This window comes from Rhodococcus sp. NPDC059968 (assembly GCF_042738615.1).
Lineage (GTDB): Bacteria > Actinomycetota > Actinomycetes > Mycobacteriales > Mycobacteriaceae > Rhodococcus_F.
Genome location: NZ_JBHWUE010000046.1, coordinates 1 through 16,580, shown reverse-complemented (window position 1 = coordinate 16,580; position 16,580 = coordinate 1). Strand labels below are relative to the sequence as shown.

15 protein-coding genes are annotated in these 16,580 nt (G+C 64.9%); 5 read left to right on the top strand and 10 right to left on the bottom strand.

The annotated features are described in order from the left end of the window. Nucleotides 1-398: 398 nt before the first annotated feature. The 9 genes from gyrB to dnaA all read right to left on the bottom strand — a co-directional run bounded on the left by gyrB (nt 399) and on the right by dnaA (nt 11,958). Entirely contained in the window at nt 399-2,441 is a 2,043-nt protein-coding gene (gyrB, locus tag ACFWAY_RS30465; protein ID WP_378513191.1) for a DNA topoisomerase (ATP-hydrolyzing) subunit B, read from the bottom strand. Nucleotides 2,442-2,638: 197 nt separating this feature from the next. Further along, nucleotides 2,639-3,577, bottom strand: a complete 939-nt coding sequence (locus ACFWAY_RS30460; RefSeq protein WP_378513190.1) for an alpha/beta fold hydrolase — start codon at nt 3,575-3,577, stop codon at nt 2,639-2,641. Nucleotides 3,578-3,629: 52 nt separating this feature from the next. Beyond that, nucleotides 3,630-4,748 carry a PDR/VanB family oxidoreductase gene (locus ACFWAY_RS30455; protein ID WP_378513189.1) on the bottom strand — a complete coding sequence of 373 codons (1,119 nt, stop codon included), beginning with the start codon at nt 4,746-4,748 and terminating at the stop codon, nt 3,630-3,632. Beyond that, nucleotides 4,745-5,653, bottom strand: a complete 909-nt coding sequence (locus tag ACFWAY_RS30450; RefSeq protein WP_378456313.1) for a metal-dependent hydrolase — start codon at nt 5,651-5,653, stop codon at nt 4,745-4,747. The genes ACFWAY_RS30455 and ACFWAY_RS30450 overlap by 4 nt, the downstream gene beginning before the upstream one ends. 123 nt (nt 5,654-5,776) lie before the next feature. Then, nucleotides 5,777-6,340, bottom strand: coding sequence for a DUF721 family protein (locus ACFWAY_RS30445; protein WP_378513188.1), 564 nt, complete (start codon nt 6,338-6,340; stop codon nt 5,777-5,779). Continuing rightward, on the bottom strand, nt 6,330-7,562 hold the full coding sequence (recF, locus tag ACFWAY_RS30440; RefSeq protein ID WP_378513187.1) for a DNA replication/repair protein RecF: 1,233 nt from the start codon (nt 7,560-7,562) through the stop codon (nt 6,330-6,332). The genes ACFWAY_RS30445 and recF overlap by 11 nt, the downstream gene beginning before the upstream one ends. Next, the gene (gnd, locus tag ACFWAY_RS30435; RefSeq protein WP_378513186.1) at nt 7,563-8,474 is read right to left on the bottom strand and encodes a phosphogluconate dehydrogenase (NAD(+)-dependent, decarboxylating); all 912 of its coding nucleotides are present in this window, start codon (nt 8,472-8,474) and stop codon (nt 7,563-7,565) included. Nucleotides 8,475-8,536: 62 nt separating this feature from the next. After that, a complete protein-coding gene (gene dnaN, locus ACFWAY_RS30430) occupies nt 8,537-9,721 on the bottom strand; it encodes a DNA polymerase III subunit beta (RefSeq protein ID WP_378456309.1) in 1,185 nt (394 codons plus the stop codon). A gap of 650 nt (nt 9,722-10,371) precedes the next feature. Then, nucleotides 10,372-11,958, bottom strand: a complete 1,587-nt coding sequence (gene dnaA, locus ACFWAY_RS30425; RefSeq protein ID WP_378456308.1) for a chromosomal replication initiator protein DnaA — start codon at nt 11,956-11,958, stop codon at nt 10,372-10,374. A 739-nt stretch (nt 11,959-12,697) separates the two neighbouring features. On the opposite strand from dnaA, the gene rpmH reads away from it, so the two are divergent. From rpmH to ACFWAY_RS30400, 5 genes are read left to right on the top strand one after another with little or no spacing between them, the layout of a single operon-like run. Beyond that, the gene (rpmH, locus tag ACFWAY_RS30420) at nt 12,698-12,841 is read left to right on the top strand and encodes a 50S ribosomal protein L34 (protein WP_005263481.1); all 144 of its coding nucleotides are present in this window, start codon (nt 12,698-12,700) and stop codon (nt 12,839-12,841) included. A gap of 27 nt (nt 12,842-12,868) precedes the next feature. Further along, nucleotides 12,869-13,246 carry a ribonuclease P protein component gene (gene rnpA / locus ACFWAY_RS30415; protein WP_378456307.1) on the top strand — a complete coding sequence of 126 codons (378 nt, stop codon included), beginning with the start codon at nt 12,869-12,871 and terminating at the stop codon, nt 13,244-13,246. Further along, nucleotides 13,243-13,617, top strand: coding sequence for a membrane protein insertion efficiency factor YidD (yidD, locus tag ACFWAY_RS30410; RefSeq protein ID WP_378513185.1), 375 nt, complete (start codon nt 13,243-13,245; stop codon nt 13,615-13,617). The genes rnpA and yidD overlap by 4 nt, the downstream gene beginning before the upstream one ends. A 4-nt stretch (nt 13,618-13,621) precedes the next feature. Beyond that, complete coding sequence (yidC, locus tag ACFWAY_RS30405; protein ID WP_378513184.1) at nt 13,622-14,734, top strand: membrane protein insertase YidC; 1,113 nt, start codon at nt 13,622-13,624, stop codon at nt 14,732-14,734. Nucleotides 14,735-14,753: 19 nt separating this feature from the next. Beyond that, nucleotides 14,754-15,308, top strand: a complete 555-nt coding sequence (locus tag ACFWAY_RS30400; RefSeq protein ID WP_378456304.1) for a protein jag — start codon at nt 14,754-14,756, stop codon at nt 15,306-15,308. Between the two features lie 750 nt (nt 15,309-16,058). On the opposite strand, the gene ACFWAY_RS30395 is transcribed toward ACFWAY_RS30400, so the two are convergent. Next, nucleotides 16,059-16,340 (bottom strand): hypothetical protein, encoded by a 282-nt coding sequence (locus ACFWAY_RS30395; protein ID WP_378513183.1) that lies wholly within the window; start codon nt 16,338-16,340, stop codon nt 16,059-16,061. Nucleotides 16,341-16,580: the final 240 nt, after the last annotated feature.

Here is a 16,580-nt window from a genome sequence, read left to right as displayed (position 1 = left end):
GCTTGTCGCTCTGTGCTCGTGACCGCGCCTGCGACAGGGCAGTCGTACCGGCCCGGACGACACGCGTCGACAGAGGAAAGTGATCGATCAGTTGCGCTGTGCGCAGCGCTGCCCGACGCACCGATTTCCGAATGTAACGAGTTCATCACATCCCCATGGGGAACGTTCTTACCACAGAAATTCCCCGATCCTTACTTCCAAGTAACATGCGCACCACCGATCCCAGACGTTGTCGTCGCGGGGTGGATCAGCGGACCAGGCTACACAGAATCGCGGTTCACAGTCGAGGACGGATTTCTGCCTCACCCGGTCGCGAAACCGGCCCAGACGGGTGCAGCCACCGGGGTCTTCCGACCGCCGGTGGCTGCACGACATCCGTAATCTCTTGTGCCGGATACCTAGACGTCGAGGAAGCGGACGTCCTTGGCGTTACGGGTGATGAAGCTTCGCCGGGCCTCGACGTCCTCACCCATGAGAACGCTGAACAGCTCGTCGGCTGCGGCTGCGTCGTCGAGCGTCACCAGACGCAGGACGCGCACCGACGGATCCATCGTGGTCTCCCACAGTTCCTTGGCGTTCATCTCGCCGAGACCTTTGTAACGCTGGATGCCGTCGTCCTTGTTGATCTTCTTGCCCGACTCGAGGCCGGCCTTGACCAGGGCGTCGCGCTCCCGGTCGGAGTACGCGAACTCCGGGTCGCTGCGCTGCCACTTCAGCTTGTACAGCGGGGGCTGCGCCAGGTAGACGTGGCCGTGCTCGACGAGCGGCCGCATGAAGCGGAACAGCAGCGTGAGCAGCAGCGTTGCGATGTGCTGGCCATCGACGTCGGCGTCGGCCATCAGCACGATCTTGTGGTACCGCAACTTCGCGATGTCGAACTCGTCGTGGATGCCCGTGCCGAACGCGGTGATGATCGACTGAACTTCCGTGTTCTTCAGCACACGGTCGATGCGTGCCTTCTCGACGTTGATGATCTTTCCGCGCAGCGGCAGGATCGCCTGGTACATCGAGTCGCGCCCGGACTTGGCCGAGCCGCCTGCGGAGTCGCCCTCCACGATGTAGATCTCGGACTTGCTCGGATCGTTGGACCGGCAGTCGGCAAGCTTGCCCGGCAGACCGCCGAGGTCGGTGGCGCTCTTGCGGCGCACCAGTTCGCGGGCCTTGCGGGCGGCGACGCGGGCCTGCGCCGACGACACCGCCTTGTTCACGATGGTCTTCGCGTCGGCCGGGTTCGCCTCGAACCAGTGCGACAGGTGCTCGTTGCTCGCCTTCTGGACGAACGACCGGACCTCGGTGTTGCCGAGCTTCGTCTTCGTCTGACCCTCGAACTGCGGTTCACCAACCTTCACCGAGAGGATCGCGGCGAGACCCTCACGGATGTCGTCACCGGTGAGCTTCGGGTCCTTCTCCTTGAGGAGCTTCTTGTCCAGCGCGTACTTGTTGACCGTCGCCGTCAGGGCGGAACGGAAGCCCTCTTCGTGGGTGCCGCCCTCGTGGGTGTTGATGGTGTTCGCGAACGTGTGGACCGACTCCGAGTAGCCGGAGTTCCACTGCATCGCGATCTCGAGTTCGTGGCCGGTGCCCTTGGCGGTGAAACCGACGACGGAGTTGTGGATCGGCTGCTTCGTGCGGTTGATGTGCCGCACGTAGTCCTCGAGGCCGCCCGGGTAGTGGTAGACGCGGGTCTTCACCTTGTGCGCGGCCGGCGCCTCCGCCTCGGCGGACTCGTCCTCGGCGGTCTTCGGAGCATCCGCGACCTGGCTGACGACCTCTTCGGTGACCTCGGCGTCGCTGACGCGTTCGTCGGTGAGGGTGATCGTCAGGCCCTTGTTGAGGAAGGCCATCTCCTGAAGGCGGCGGGCGACCGTCTCGAAGCTGTAGACCGTGGTCTCGAAGATGTTCGAGTCGGCCCAGAACGTGACCGTGGTGCCGGTCTCCTTGGTGGCCTCGCCCTTGACGAGTTCACCCGGCTTGGAATCGGTGTAGGTCTGGTTCCAGCGGAAGCCGTCGCGCTTGATGTCGACGTCGAGCCTGGTGGACAACGCGTTGACGACGGAGATACCGACACCGTGCAGACCGCCGGACACGGCGTAGGAGTCGGAGTCGAACTTGCCGCCGGCGTGGAGCTGGGTGAGGACGACCTCGACGGTGGGGACACCGGAGGCGTGCATCCCGACGGGGATGCCTCGACCGTCGTCGATGACCCGGACGCCACCGTCTTCGAGCAGGGTGATCTCGACCTTGCTGGCGTAGCCGGCCATGGCCTCGTCGACCGAGTTGTCGACGACTTCCCAGATCAAATGGTGGAGACCGCGTTCACCGGTGGAACCGATGTACATACCCGGTCGCTTACGAACAGCTTCGAGTCCCTCGAGGACGGTGATGGAAGAAGCGCCGTAGTCCTTGCTGGAGGTGCTTTTGTCTGACTTCTGGGCAGCCACGGGTGGGTAGCTCTCCTTCTCCGTCCAATGCCCGACGCAGGCGCCCACCGCCCTGGTCGGGCACGCGGGAGACGAGAATCGGGAATCTTGCCGCTAGTTACCTCGGCCATCTTACTGGTACGTCAGCGCCAGGAGCGGGCTATGACACCCCTGAGCGCCCCGTAGACGAATTTTCAGGGCGTCTCGGGAGTGAAAACCTAGGCCGAAGCGCTCTCGGGCGGGCCGTCCGAGAGACCTGCCGACCGCCGGTCCTCAACGTGCAGCACGAACTCCGCGGCGAGTTGCGCGATGTCCTCGGCGTGGGAGATCGGCGACCAGTGCCCGGCGTCGACCTCTCGACGGCGCAGGTCGGGCGCCCATTTCTCGGTGTCCTCGTAGCCGACGGGCCGCACCGCCTTGTCGTTCTTGTTCAGGATCAGCTGGACGGGGACATCGGTGTACCGCTCGCGCGGCCTCAGCAGCCTCGCACGGATGTTGGCGCGGTACAGCTTCAGCCCGTTGACCATGTCGTCCGCCAGCGTCGGCGCCGGACGCACCAGCGCGGGGTCGAGGCGGTCGAAGAACTTCAGGAACGCCGGCCAGTGCCGGGAGAACCACAGCCGCAGCGGCAGCGTCGCCAGGCCCGGAATCTGGAACAGGACGGTGTAGCCGGACGCGACGGCTTGGGCGAGCGGCCCGCCGAAGCTGCGGTCCGACATTCGACGGCGCATCCACTTGCCGAGGTGATCGAGGTTGGGCCCCGAGATCGAGGTGAACGACGCGATTCGCGCGCGTGCTTCCGGTTCGCAGACCGCCTCCCACCCCTCCACCGATCCCCAGTCGTGGGCCAGCACGTGCACCGGACGGCCCGGGCTCACGGCGTCGATCACCGCGAACAGGTCGCCGGCCAGGGCGGGCAGTCGGTAGTCCTCGACCCGGGTGGGCACGGTGCTCCAGCCTGCACCGCGGCTGTCGTAGCTGATCACCCGGAACCGCTCCTTCAAGAACGGCACCACTCGGCTCCACAGGTCGTGGGTGTCGGGCCAGCCGTGCACCAGCACGATCGTCTCGCCGTCGGGGTTGCCCTCCTCGAACACGGCGAGTTCGACGGAACCGTTGGTGATCCGCCGGGTGGTACCGGATGTGGATGGAGTCATGGTGGGTCCTCTGGTCGTCGTGCGGGATCGGGTTCGGGATTTGCGGTGGGAACTACAGATCGAGGACGAGACGGCCGGTGTCGGCGCGGGACACGCAGATCAGCATCTCGTTCTCCTGCTCGGCGTCGGTGAGCCGCGTCTCACGGTGATCCGGGGTGCCGGACAGCACCTTCACCCTGCAGGTGCCGCAGAATCCCTGCTGGCACGAATACCCCACTCCGGGCATCGTCTTCTTGATCACCGTCAGTGCGGACTCGTCGGCAGGCACGGTGAGTACCTCACCCGTGCTGACGAGCTGCACTTCGAACTCGGTGCCGTCGAGCACCGGCGGCGCCCCGAATCGCTCGAAATGCAATGCAGTGGCCGGGCTTCCGGGAAACCCGCGGCGTACCGACTCCAGCATCGGCGTCGGCCCGCAACAGTAGACGGCGCCGCCCGGCGCGGCACGCTCCAGCAACTCCTCGGCGGTCGGCAGTCCGAACTCGTCGTCGGGACGGATGAACACCCGTGACCGATCGAACGTTTCGATCTCGTCGACGAACGGCATCGACTCTCGTGACCGGCCTGAGTACACGAACTGCCAGTCCATACCGAGATCGCGCGCCGCCCGGACCATCGCCAGGATCGGCGTGATGCCGATGCCGCCGGCGACGAAGAGCGCACTCCCCTCGCCGACGAAGGGAAACCCGTTGCGGGGGCCGCGAACCGTCACCGGGGCGCCCGGTTCGAGCGCGTGCATCTCGAGGGATCCACCACCGCCGTCCGGGATCCGGCGGACGGCGATACTGAAGCCCGTGCGGTCGGACGGGTCCCCGCACAGCGAGTACTGACGTCGCAGCCCGGACGGCAAGTGGAAGTCTAGATGCGAACCCGGCTGCCACGCCGGGAGTTCCGCACCGTCCTCGGCTTCGAACCGCAGCTGCACGACGTTCTCGTCCAGTGCCACGACGTCACGTTGGGAGACAACCATTTTCATCGCCACGTCCGGGTTGTGCCCGGCGACCCCCGGATCGTACTCGTACGCGGTGAGAACACCGAGGTACTTGGCGGCCACGGCCTCGGTGATCCGCATGGCGCGGTCGGGGCGCGGTCGCCCCTTGATGTCCGGGGGAGCGTCGTAGCGGGGCAGGCCCTGCCCGGTGAGCACCTCCCGCACCCGGGACAGCTTCATCGCTCGGCCGCCTGAGCCGCGGGCGAGGACGCCAGATACTTCACGGCCTGCGCCGTCGAACCCTCGTTGCTCGGGTGGTAGGAACGCGTGAAATACGTCGACATCCGCTTGCCGAGTTCCCGGGCCGTCGGGAGGGTGCCACGCTTGCCTGCCGCGAAGAAATCGGTCAGGTGCGGCTTACGCCGGTGCGCCGACCACTGGGCGAGCTCCGGATCGTTCCGCATGAGGAAACGGGTGCCGCGCACCCACAGCCACACGATGACCGGGGTGACGATCACCTGGGTGCGGATCCGCCGGGACTCACGCTTGTCGAAGTACCGCATGACGTCGTACGCGACGGAGCGGTGCTCCACCTCCTCGGCGCCGTGCCAGCGCAGCAGGTCGAGCATCGTCGGATGCATCCCGGCGCGGTCGAGCCCCTCGGCGTTGAGTACCCAGTCGCCGAGGAACGCGGTGACGTGCTCGATGGCGGCGATGACCGCCAGCCGCTCGATCAGGTAGTTCTTCTCACGCAGACCGGTGAGCGGTCGCGGTCCGAGGATCTTGGAGAACGTCCATTCCATCTGCTCGGTGAACGGCGTCGGGTCGAGACCCTTCTCCCTCAGGTGCGCCAGGACGCCGGTGTGGGCGTTGGCGTGCATCGCCTCCTGGCCGATGAACCCGACCACGTCGTCGCGGAGTTGCTCGTCCTCGATCAGCGGCAGAGCCTCTTTGAACGTCTCGACGAACCACTCCTCGCCCGCAGGCAGGAGAAGGTGCAGGACGTTGAGGACGTGCGTGCTGAACGGGTCGCCCGGGATCCAGTGCATGGGAAGGTTCGACCAGTCGAACTCCACGTTCCTGGCCTGCAACAGGATGTGGTCCGGTTCGGGGATCGCGTTCCGGGGTGCAGTCGGGGCGGACATCTCATTACTCCTTCGTGCCGGCGGCTGCGCCACGACGAAGACTTGCGGCACAGTTCACTCAAACTTGGAGTAACTGTAACACCGAGTAATAGACAAAACTAGGGACTGAACGTCCGCTCCGGCCTATCCGTAGGTGTCCCGGGGACCGCGCCCCCGGACGTGCCGTTCACCTTTTCGCCAGCTCGGGGCGGTCGGACCGGTGATCCGCAACGACTTCACGACGCCGTCGCCGACGGCCGCGGCGATCTTCGCGAGAATCTGCGACTGCATCATCCGAAGCTGCGTCGCCCAGGCCGTCGACTCCGCGGAGACGCTCAGGATCCCGTCCCGCAGCCCCGTCGGTTCGGCGTGCGCGGCGATGTCCTCACCGACCACCTGCACCCACCGACCGAGGACCGTCCCCTCGGACACCTTGGGAGACCAGCCGCGCTGTTTCGCGAGCGCGTTGGTCAGCGCACCGAACGGCTGGGGATCGCGGTCGTCCGGCCCGGGACCCGACCATCCGCGTCGACGCCGGGCGCGCAGGGCCCGGACACCGGTTCCGGACCGGCGGCCCTGCCCGACGGATTTTCCGCTCGCCTTCGCCGCGGCACGTGCCTCCTCGAGGGCACGGCGGGCGAGATCGATTCCCTTCACCTCCGGCTCGGGGGCCGCCGCCGGTGCGGTGGGTTCGGGATCATCCGTCACAGCGGTCCTCCGTGTCTTCCACGATGTGCGATATCCGTCCTCGATCGGTGTCGCAGGCCTCCACACCGAATCGGACGGCGTCGAGTTCCTCCGGAACATCTTCCGGCACGGCCGCCGTGATCAGCACCTGTTCCGCATCCAACGCGACCTTGGCGAGTGCGCGCCGCCGACGACGGTCGAGTTCGGCGAATACGTCGTCGAGCATGAGCACCGGATCGCTGCCGTCCGAACGCAGCAATGCGAATCCCGCCAGCCGCAACGACAACGCGAACGACCACGACTCACCGTGACTCGCGAATCCCTTCGCCGGGGTGTCGCCGAGTTGCAGTTCGAGATCGTCACGATGCGGTCCGACGAGACACACACCCCGCTCGATCTCCTTGGAACGCATCACGGACAGCTCCTGGAGGAACCGCTCCTCGAGAAACGCGATGTCGTCCGCCTCGGGCACTCGAGCCGGATCGTTGAACTCCGGTGGCAGCGACGAGCCCAGACTCGAGCGGTAGCGGATGCTCGCGGGCCTCGACTCCGGTGCCAGCGATTGGTACGACTCGGCCAGATGGGGAGCGAGATCATGGACGAGGTGAAGCCGACCGGCGAGCAGCTGTGCACCGTGCGCGGCGAGATGTCCGTCCCAGACCTCCAGTGTGGCAAGCGCACTCGCGCCGTCCTCGCTCGACTGGCCGCCGCCGCGGGACACCCGCCGCAGCGCGCCACCTGCGGTCTTGAGCAGAGCCGACCGCTGCCGCAGCACCCGTTCGTAATCGGCGCGTACCGCCGCCATCCGCGGGATACGGGACGTGAGGAGCTCGTCGAGGTAGCGCCGCCGATCCCCCGGATCCCCGCGGACCAGCGACAGATCCTCCGGCGCGAACAGCACCGTCTGCAGAATCCCGAGAATCTCCCGCGGCCGCCGGGTCGGTGACTGGTTGATCCGCGCCCTGTTGGACTTGCCCTCGTTCAACTCGAGATCGACGGTCAGTTCCCGGCCGGTGTTGACGACGGTCGCCCCGGCGAACGCCTGACCGGTACCCGTCCTGATCAGCGGAGCGTCCGAGCTGACCCGATGAGACGAGAGAGTGGACAGGTAGCCGAGCGCCTCGAGCACGTTCGTCTTGCCGTGACCGTTGGGTCCGACGAAGACGGTGCAGCCCGGACGCAGGGTGAGACCGAGGGCGTCCCACGAACGGAAGTCTCTGAGCGAGAGTGCGCGAACGAACACCTACGTTCCAGAACCGGCTTCTGCCTCGCCTGCCGCCTTCTTCACGGCGTGACCACCGAACTGGTTGCGCAGCGCCGAGACGGCCTTCATCGCGGGGGAATCGTCCTGACGGGACGCGAACCGCGCGAACAACGCGGCCGAGATCACCGGCGCAGGCACGGCATGGTCGATCGCCTCGAGCACGGTCCAGCGGCCCTCGCCGGAATCGTCTGTGTAACCGGAGATCTCGGCGAAATCGGGATCCTCACCCAACGCCTTGACGAGCAGCTCCAGCAGCCACGACCGGACCACCGTGCCCTTGGTCCACGCGCGCAGCACACCGTGGACGTCCGTGACGAGGTCTTCCGCCTCGAGCAGCTCGTAGCCCTCGGCGTACGCCTGCATCAGTCCGTATTCGATGCCGTTGTGGATCATCTTCGCGTAGTGGCCGGCGCCGATCGGACCGGCGTGGACGAATCCGTCCGCACGCTCACCCTCGGGACGGAGAGCGTCGAAGATCGGCAGCGCCCGCTCGACGTCCGCGTCCGATCCTCCGACCATCAGCCCGTAGCCGTTCTCGAGTCCCCAGACCCCGCCGGACACACCGCAGTCGACGTAGCCGATGCCGCGGGAACCCAGAAGCTCGCCGTGGACTTTGTCGTCGGTGTATCTCGAGTTGCCGCCGTCGATCACCAGGTCGCCGGTCTCGAGCACCGACGACAGCTCGGTCACCGTGTCCTGGGTGATCTTTCCCGCCGGAACCATCACCCACACGACTCGCGGAGACTCGAGTCGCTGCGCGAGTTCCGTCAGCGACGCCACATCCGTGACCTCGGGGCGGGGGTCGTAACCGACCACCTCGTGCCCGTGCGCGCGCAACCGCTCGCGCATGTTGAATCCCATCTTTCCGAGCCCGACCAACCCGATCTGCATCGTGATCTCCGTCCACTCGTGAGATTTCGTTCGGCAGTGCTGGTTTCGCTTCCGCGAAATCGTCAGCCCGGCAGACGCACCGGCATCAGCAGGTACGTGTACGCGCTCTCCGGCGCCGCGAAGTTGCCGGAATCGTCGGGCTCGATCTCGTCCTCGGTGGCCGGACGCAGCACCGCGGGGCGGCTGGGGGTCGTGAAGCCGAACAGCACCTGCTCGCTGTGCAGCGAAGACAGCCCGTCGATCAGGTAGCCGGGATTGAAGGCGATGGTGAGCGGCTCACCCTGGAAGACCGCGTTCAAGCCTTCCTCGGCGCGACCTGCATCGTCGCCACCCGCGGAGAGGAGAAGCCCCTCGGTGGAGAACTGCAGGCGGACCTGCGCACCGCGCTCGGCGACGAGGGCCACACGCTTGATGGCCTCGACGAGCGGAGCGATCTCCACGGTGGCCAGCGCCGTGTGCTCGGACGGCAGCAGCTGCCGGAACTTCGGGAACTCGGCGTCCAGCAACCGGGTGGTGGTGCGGCGGCCGTCGTTGACGATGCCGAGGAGGCCGTCGTTGCCGACCGCGGAGCCCGAACCGAGCGCCAGCTCGACCGGCGAAGTGGCATCTCCTGCAAGTGTTTTCGCCGACTCTGAGAGCGTCTTCGCGGGGATGAGGACGGCCGCGGTGGTGTCGGGGTTCGCCGGCGACCACTCGAGTTCACGGACCGCGAGACGGAACCGGTCGGTGGCGGCGAGCACAATCGCGTTGCGTTCGATCTCGACCCGGATGCCGGTGAGCATCGGCAGGGTGTCGTCCTTGCCCGCCGCGACCGCCACCTGACTGATCGCTTCGGAGAAGAGGTCGGCGGGAATCGAGCCGGTCTGCTGCGGCAACTGCGGAAGCTGGGGATAGTCCTCGACCGGCATGGTGGGCAGGGAGAACTTGGCGCTTCCGCACGTGATCAGCACGCGGGTGCCTTCGAGAGTCACGTCGACCGGCTTGTTGGGGAGCGACTTCGTGATGTCGGCGAGAAGCTTGCCGGAGACGAGGACCTGACCGGCGCTACCGACCTCGGCTGCGACCCTGACCTGGGCCGATACCTCGTAGTCGAATCCGGAAACCGTCAACCCTTGCTCGGTCGCGTCCAGGAGAACACCGCCGAGAACGGGGACTGGAGGCCGCGACGGCAGACTGCGAGCGACCCATGCCACTGAATCAGCGAATTCTTCCCGGGAGACACGAAACTTCAGGCTTCCAAGCTCCATCGCCGGGTTGTTCCTCTCGGTAGGCACGGTTGTTCGCCACGGTCGGGCCGTGACCACAGCACTGCAGTCTTTCACAGAGCGGCGATGCATAACCGTATGCCCTCGAGGACGAACTTGAAAGTGGAACGGTCGCGTCCTCGAGTCGCCGACCGAGGCCTGTGAACCGGCGCAATCCCCAACCCTGTTTTCAAAGAGGTTTTTATAAGAATTAATGAGAAGTACTATTAGGTCCTGTGGAATCTGTGGACGAAGGCGTGTAGACGCTGGTCCGTCCGCGTCGCCGTATGGGGAATTCTCGAGGACAAACTCGAGGACCGATCCGGCACCCATGTGGACTACTCGAGGTTGTTCAAAGTTCTGCACGTTCTGTCCACAGAGATTCCACCTCATCCCCACCCTTATCCACAGGTGTGCATGCTTTATCCCAGGTCCCGGCGTCGGCGTGTTGCACCGGCGTGTCGTGTCGGTAGGGGTTCGCGCAGGCCTCGAGTAGACCCTCGAGCGGTACCTCGAGGACCCGCTCGAGCCAACCCTGGAGGACCGGCTCGGGGGGTCCCTCGAGTTGCCCGCGGGACCGTAAGTTCCCCCGAAACGACCTGTGCCCCCGGTAGGCGAGCTACCAGGGGCGCAGGAGAGACAGCGGCCGTCGACTACCTCTTGGAACGCTGCTTGATCCGGGCGGTCAGCTCCTGGACCTGGTCGTAGACCTTGCGTCGCTCCGTCATCTCCTTGCGAATCTTCTTGTCCGCGTACATGACGGTGGTGTGGTCGCGGCCGAAAGTCTGCCCGATCTTCGGCAGGGACAGATCGGTGAGCTCACGGCACAGGTACATCGAGATCTGGCGGGCGGACGCCAGCGGACGTGCCTTACCGGGGCCACAGAGGTCGTCGATGGACATGTTGAAGTACTCCGCGGTGACCGCCATGATCGTCGCCGCATTGATCTCGAGACTCGACGAGTCCGGCATCAGGTCACGCAGCACCACCTCGGCGAGCGTGAGGTCCAGGGGTTGCCTGTTCAGGGACGCGAACGCCGTCACCCGGATGAGGGCACCCTCGAGTTCCCGGATGTTGCGTTCGATCCGGGAGGCGATCAACTCGAGGACGTCGTCGGGCACCTCGAGCCGGTCCATTCGGGCCTTCTTGCTGAGGATCGCGATGCGGGTCTCGAGTTCGGGTGGCTGAACGTCGGTGATCAGGCCCCATTCGAATCTCGTACGCAGTCGTTCCTCGAGCGTCGCCAGTTGCTTCGGCGGCCGGTCGGACGAGACGACGATCTGCTTGTTCGCGTTGTGCAGGGTGTTGAAGGTGTGGAAGAACTCTTCCTGGATACCTTCCTTGCCCTCGATGAACTGGATGTCGTCGACCAGCAGCACGTCCGTCTCGCGGTAGCGGCGCTTGAACGCCACCTTGCGGTCGTCGCGGAGGCTGTTGATGAAGTCGTTGGTGAATTCCTCGGTGGAGACGTACTTCACCCGCATCCCCGGGAACAGCCGCTGGGCGTAGTGGCCGGCGGCGTGCAGGAGGTGCGTCTTGCCGAGGCCGGATGCTCCCCACACGAACAACGGGTTGTACGCGCGCGCCGGTGCCTCGGCGATGGCGACCGCCGCGGCGTGCGCGAACCGGTTGGACGAGCCGATCACGAACGTGTCGAACGTGTACTTCGCGTTGAGACTGTTTCCCCCGGTCGCCGACGGTGCCGGGCCGGAGGGTGGCTTCGTGAAGTACGACGGCCAGGATTCGTGGACGCTGGCGAGGGCCTCGCGGTCGTCGTCCACCTCCTCGAAGTCCGTGGTGTCGGAGTACGGCTGATCTTCACCGGAGCCGAAACGGCGCCTGCGGAAAGTGCCGGAACTGGTGACGGAAGTCTCGAGGTGGCGGGGTGTGTGGATCGGTTCCGGCTCGGGCCGATGGTCCCGGCTCGGCGGCTCTGACTCGGGTTCGTCGTCGACCGGGGCCGCGATACGCACACCGAGGCCTTCCACCTGCTCACCGAGATGACGGCCGAGCGCGTGGAGGATCGGCTCACGGAGATCCCGCTCGATGGCCTCTTGAGCGAAGGGCGACGGAACGGACAGGAGCGCGAAGCCCTGCGCGAGAGTCAGTGGTTTGACGAGCGCCAACCAGGCCTTCTGTCCCCTCGTCAGCGGCGGCAGATCGCCGCCGGGCGAATCGGATGTGAGGTCTGCGACGACGTCGATCCAGATCCGTGCGAGCGCATTGGGATCGTCGTTCACGTGGTTCCTCCCCAGTGTGTTCGCGGACTCGGCGCCAGCGGTGCCGAGTCGAGTGTCGGTGCCGTCGTCGAGGTGGAATTGGGAGCTTCCCCGACCTGAGGATGGACCCCGTACGGACCTACGAATATGCCATCTGAACTGTGTTTCCACACAATTATCCACAGATGTGGACAAAGCGCAGACGCCTCCTGTCGAGACGCCATTGCGTGGTGAGGGGTCCAGATTGAGCGCGCTGACCTGCGCTTATGCATGCGAAACCTGGATGAGCGGGTTCGAGGACCCGGGAAGTGAAGGGTGTCAACAACCCTCGTGGTGATCCGAAGCGGCACACCATCTGTGCCCTGTGGATGAATTGTGGTGAATATGCAGATGAGAACGGTGAAGTCGAGAGCTGGGCACTCGATCAGGGTTCATCGGCGAGACCATGCATAGACGCTAGCAACAGTGTCGGCAACCTCACAGCGGTTTGGCACATTGGAAGTTGGGGTGCAAGCATTTGTCGATCCTCGGCGTGTCGGTCAACCGATTCGCGGGGGAATCGCAGGTGAGCGAGTTTGACCTGACCGTGAGTGGTAAGTACTCTCGAACAGTCACCCTGTGGTGAGGTGGCGGTTTCGTGCTGGCTCGAGTCCAGTTTTGAAGTCGTTTCATCCCCACCTTGTGGATGAACACCTGAGTTTTCGTCAATGTTAGATCCATGACGCCGGGAGGCGTCGAAGAACTTCGAGGAGTGTTGACCGTGGCCAAGGGCAAGCGGACGTTCCAGCCGAACAACCGACGCCGCGCGCGCGTTCACGGCTTCCGTCTTCGTATGCGGACCCGTGCGGGTCGTGCAATCGTTTCGGCGCGTCGCCGTAAGGGCCGCGAATCTCTCACCGCCTGATCCCGACACTGGGTTCGGGAGCTCGGGGTGTTGCCTGAGCCGCACCGATTGCGTCGTCATTCAGATTTTTCGATGACTGTGCGACGTGGTCGTCGGATGGGAAGACGCGATCTGGTTGTGCACGCATTCGATCGTGTGCAGGCAGATGAGCTGGTGAGTAGCGGCGGTCCGCGATTCGGACTGGTTGTGAGTAAGGCTGTCGGGCCGGCGGTGATTCGACATCGAGTCGCACGCCGGCTTCGTCATATCTGCATCGACCTCGTGGACGTGGTTCCACGGGGAACCGATGTGGTGATTCGGGCTCTTCCGGGAGCTGCGACTGCAAGTAGCCGGGACCTGGAGAAGCAACTCCGTGCAGGTCTCCTTCGATTGGACCTTCTTGCGCCCGTGAGTAACTCCGCATGAAAAGCGCACTCCACGAGTCGCGCGCCGACACGGCCGAGGCCACCTCCTCGGCCTCTTACGCGTGGAAGTCGGTTCGCGGGTTACCGGCGCGCACTCTCATTTTCTTCATCGAGCTCTACCGGACGTATGTGTCGCCCCTGAGGATGCCGACCTGCCGGTTCATGCCGACCTGTAGCGAGTACGCGGTGGAATCCCTGCGTACCCACGGGGTGATCAAAGGCCTTTTTTTGACGGTGGTTCGGTTGGCGAAGTGTGCCCCCTGGCACCCTGGTGGGTGGGATCCCGTCCCAGGTGGGCGGGAATCAACCATGGACCGTCATGCGGGTGGCCGTTGCTGTCCGGCGAACGTGGACGAACAGAGGAGTACATAGAGCCGTGCTCGACTTCATTTACTATCCGGTGTCCGGGATCCTCTGGGTCTGGCACAAGGTTTTCGGTGCCATTCCCTTCCTGGGTCCGGACAGCGGTATCACGTGGGCGCTCTCCGTGGTGTTCCTCGTGTTCACGCTGCGTGCCGTGCTGTACAAGCCGTTCGTCAAGCAGGTTCGCACGACGCGCCAGATGCAGGAACTTCAGCCGCAGATCAAGGCTCTGCAGAAGAAGTACTCCGGTGACCGTCAGCGCCAGGCCACCGAGATGCAGAAGCTCCAGAAGGAGCACGGGTTCAACCCCATCATGGGCTGCCTCCCGGTTCTCGCTCAGGCGCCGGTCTTCATCGGCCTGTTTCACGTGCTTCGCTCGTTCAACCGCACCGGCACCGGTATCGGTCAGCTCAGCATGTCGGTCGAGGCCAACGCGAACACGCCGAACTACTTCTTCAGCGTCGAGGACGTGCAGTCCTTCTTGAGTGCCCGACTGTTCGGCGCGCCCATCTCGGCCTGGATCACCATGCCGAAGGCACAACTCGACGCGTTCGCTGCGTACGGCCCGATCCCCACGGTGCTGAACATTGCGGTTGTCGCAGTTCCTCTGATGGTCATCGCCAGCATCGCGACTCACTTCAACTCGCGTGCCTCCGTCGCGCGGCAGAGTCCCGAGGCCGCTGCCAACCCGCAGTCCGCGATCATGAACAAGCTCGCGCTGTGGATCTTCCCGCTCGGTGTGCTCGTCGGTGGTCCGTTCCTCCCCATCGCGATCCTCCTGTACTGGGTGAGTAACAACATCTGGACCTACGGGCAGCAGCACATCGTGTTCCGTCGCATCGACGCCGAAGAGGAAGAGAAGAAGCAGGCTGCCATCGCACGTCGGGCGGACAACGCTCCGAAGCCCGGTGCACGTCCCGACCTCACCAAGAAAAAGAAGAAGTCCGGGACCGCAACGGACGGTTCTTTGTCGGCGAGCGAACCGGAAATCGTCGAGGGCGTCGTCGAAGAAAGTGCCTCCGATCAGGTGAGTGGTGACGGTTCGGCCGCAGATAAGTCGAAGCCGAAGCCCGGCGCCCGCCCCCAGTCAAACCGCGGAAAGTCCCCCAAGCGCAAGCGGCGCTGATTCAGAAAAGAGAACGAGCATGGCTAGTGAGCCTGACATCGCAGTGGACGGAGATGAGACAGACGTGACTGCAACGACGCAGAACCCGGACACCGAGGTGGATTCCGATTCTGACGACTACCTGATCGAGGAAGGGGAAATCGCCGGCGACTACCTGGAGCAGCTGCTCGACGTACTCGACTTCGACGGCGATATCGACCTCGACGTCGAGGGCGACCGTGCTGTTGTCAGCATCGATGGTGGAGACGATCTCACCAAGTTGGTCGGGCGCAAGGGTGAGGTGCTGGACGCACTTCAGGAACTGACGCGCCTCGCCGTGCAGCAGGCGACGGGCGAACGCAGTCGCTTGATGCTCGACATCGCCGGATGGCGTGCCGGCCGTCGCGAGGAACTGACCGAGCTGGGTTCGTCGGCTGCACGCCGCGTCCTCGAGAGCGGTGAACGCGAGGAGCTCGCTCCGATGACGCCGTTCGAGCGCAAGATCGTTCACGACGCAGTCGCCAAGGTCGATGGCGTGTCGAGCGAGAGCGAAGGCGCCGAGCCTTCACGTCGCGTGGTCGTCATCAAGGACTGATCCACAGAAGCATCACCAAGGCGGGCCTTCCGGATTCACCTCTGGGAGGCCCGCCCTTTTTATATCGGTATGTCGCCATCCGTCACTTTGGGTTCGTTTCGTTTCACGTGAAACACGCACCCCTCCCCTCCCCCACCTAGAGGTCGGGTGTGTGCAGCGAGATCGAGTCGCATCCTCCGCTCACTGCGTTGTCTCAGGATTTCGTGGACAGTGCGCGGGTGTGGGGTTTTAGACGAAGACGGTGATGTCACGGCTTCTAAGGATCGGTGGGCTCGGAAGCGCGCCGACCGAATCCGGAATTCACCACCGCGGTTCCCCCAGACGGAGCCTCCCGCTATGCGACTGGGAATTCTTCATGGGCCAGTTCTCGGACCGGGCCGGCTCGACCAACCGTCCCGCAGCATCGCGCAGTCAGGTCCCGTCTGATGTTCTGGTGCTCGCGGTCATCACGTCACCGTTCCGTAATAGTCGCCGATCCCGAGGGCGGCGTCGTAGTCGCTCGAGGAGTGGATCTGCACCTCGGAGTCCTCTGGCGGGTGCACTAGTGCGAGCGGTCATGGCGGAGCAGAGGACGCGTTTGCGGAGGGCGTTCGCGACCGGCCTGACACGCTGCGAGCTACCGGTCGAAGTCGTCCGGCCGGGCAGGAGGGAGGTCTCCAGAGCCGTGGTTACGGTCGATGATGCCGGTGGCCGGGTCGGTGGGTTCGCCGTTCAGGACGTTCGCCCTGAGGATGCCGCGGCAGTCGTGGATCAGTTCAGTCTCGCGATGGCGCTGCACACAACCCAGCGCGAATATCCGCAGTTCATGGTCAAGACGGGGAGCTCCGTAGTCGTTCGGATCTGGCCGTGGTCGATCGGGAGGGTAATCGGCGGAAACCGGAAATCGCACCGGGCGATCTCCCGGGGCAGGTAGGTGGTGCGAGAGGAGGGGTCCGGCGGCAGGTAGACCGGGCGCAGTTCGGCAACCCGGCCGCTGAGAACGCGGACCGACCGGTCCCCGCCGATCCGTTCGGCGATCACGGTCGCCGGCATCGTCGGGAACTCGTTCAACAACTCCCGGATTCGAGGTTCGACCGCTTCGACGACAGAGCCCGCTCTGAGGTTTTGGATTTCGATGGACCCTCGGCAGCTCACACCGAGCGGACGGGTCCGCGGGAAGTCCCCATCGCCCAAGCGAGGTCAAGTCCATGGGAGTGGTGTACGAGGGCCGTCGCGTGGCTCCTCGTTGGTGAGTCAGGCAGTCAAGGCCGGTGTCACCTCCTCGGTGGACGC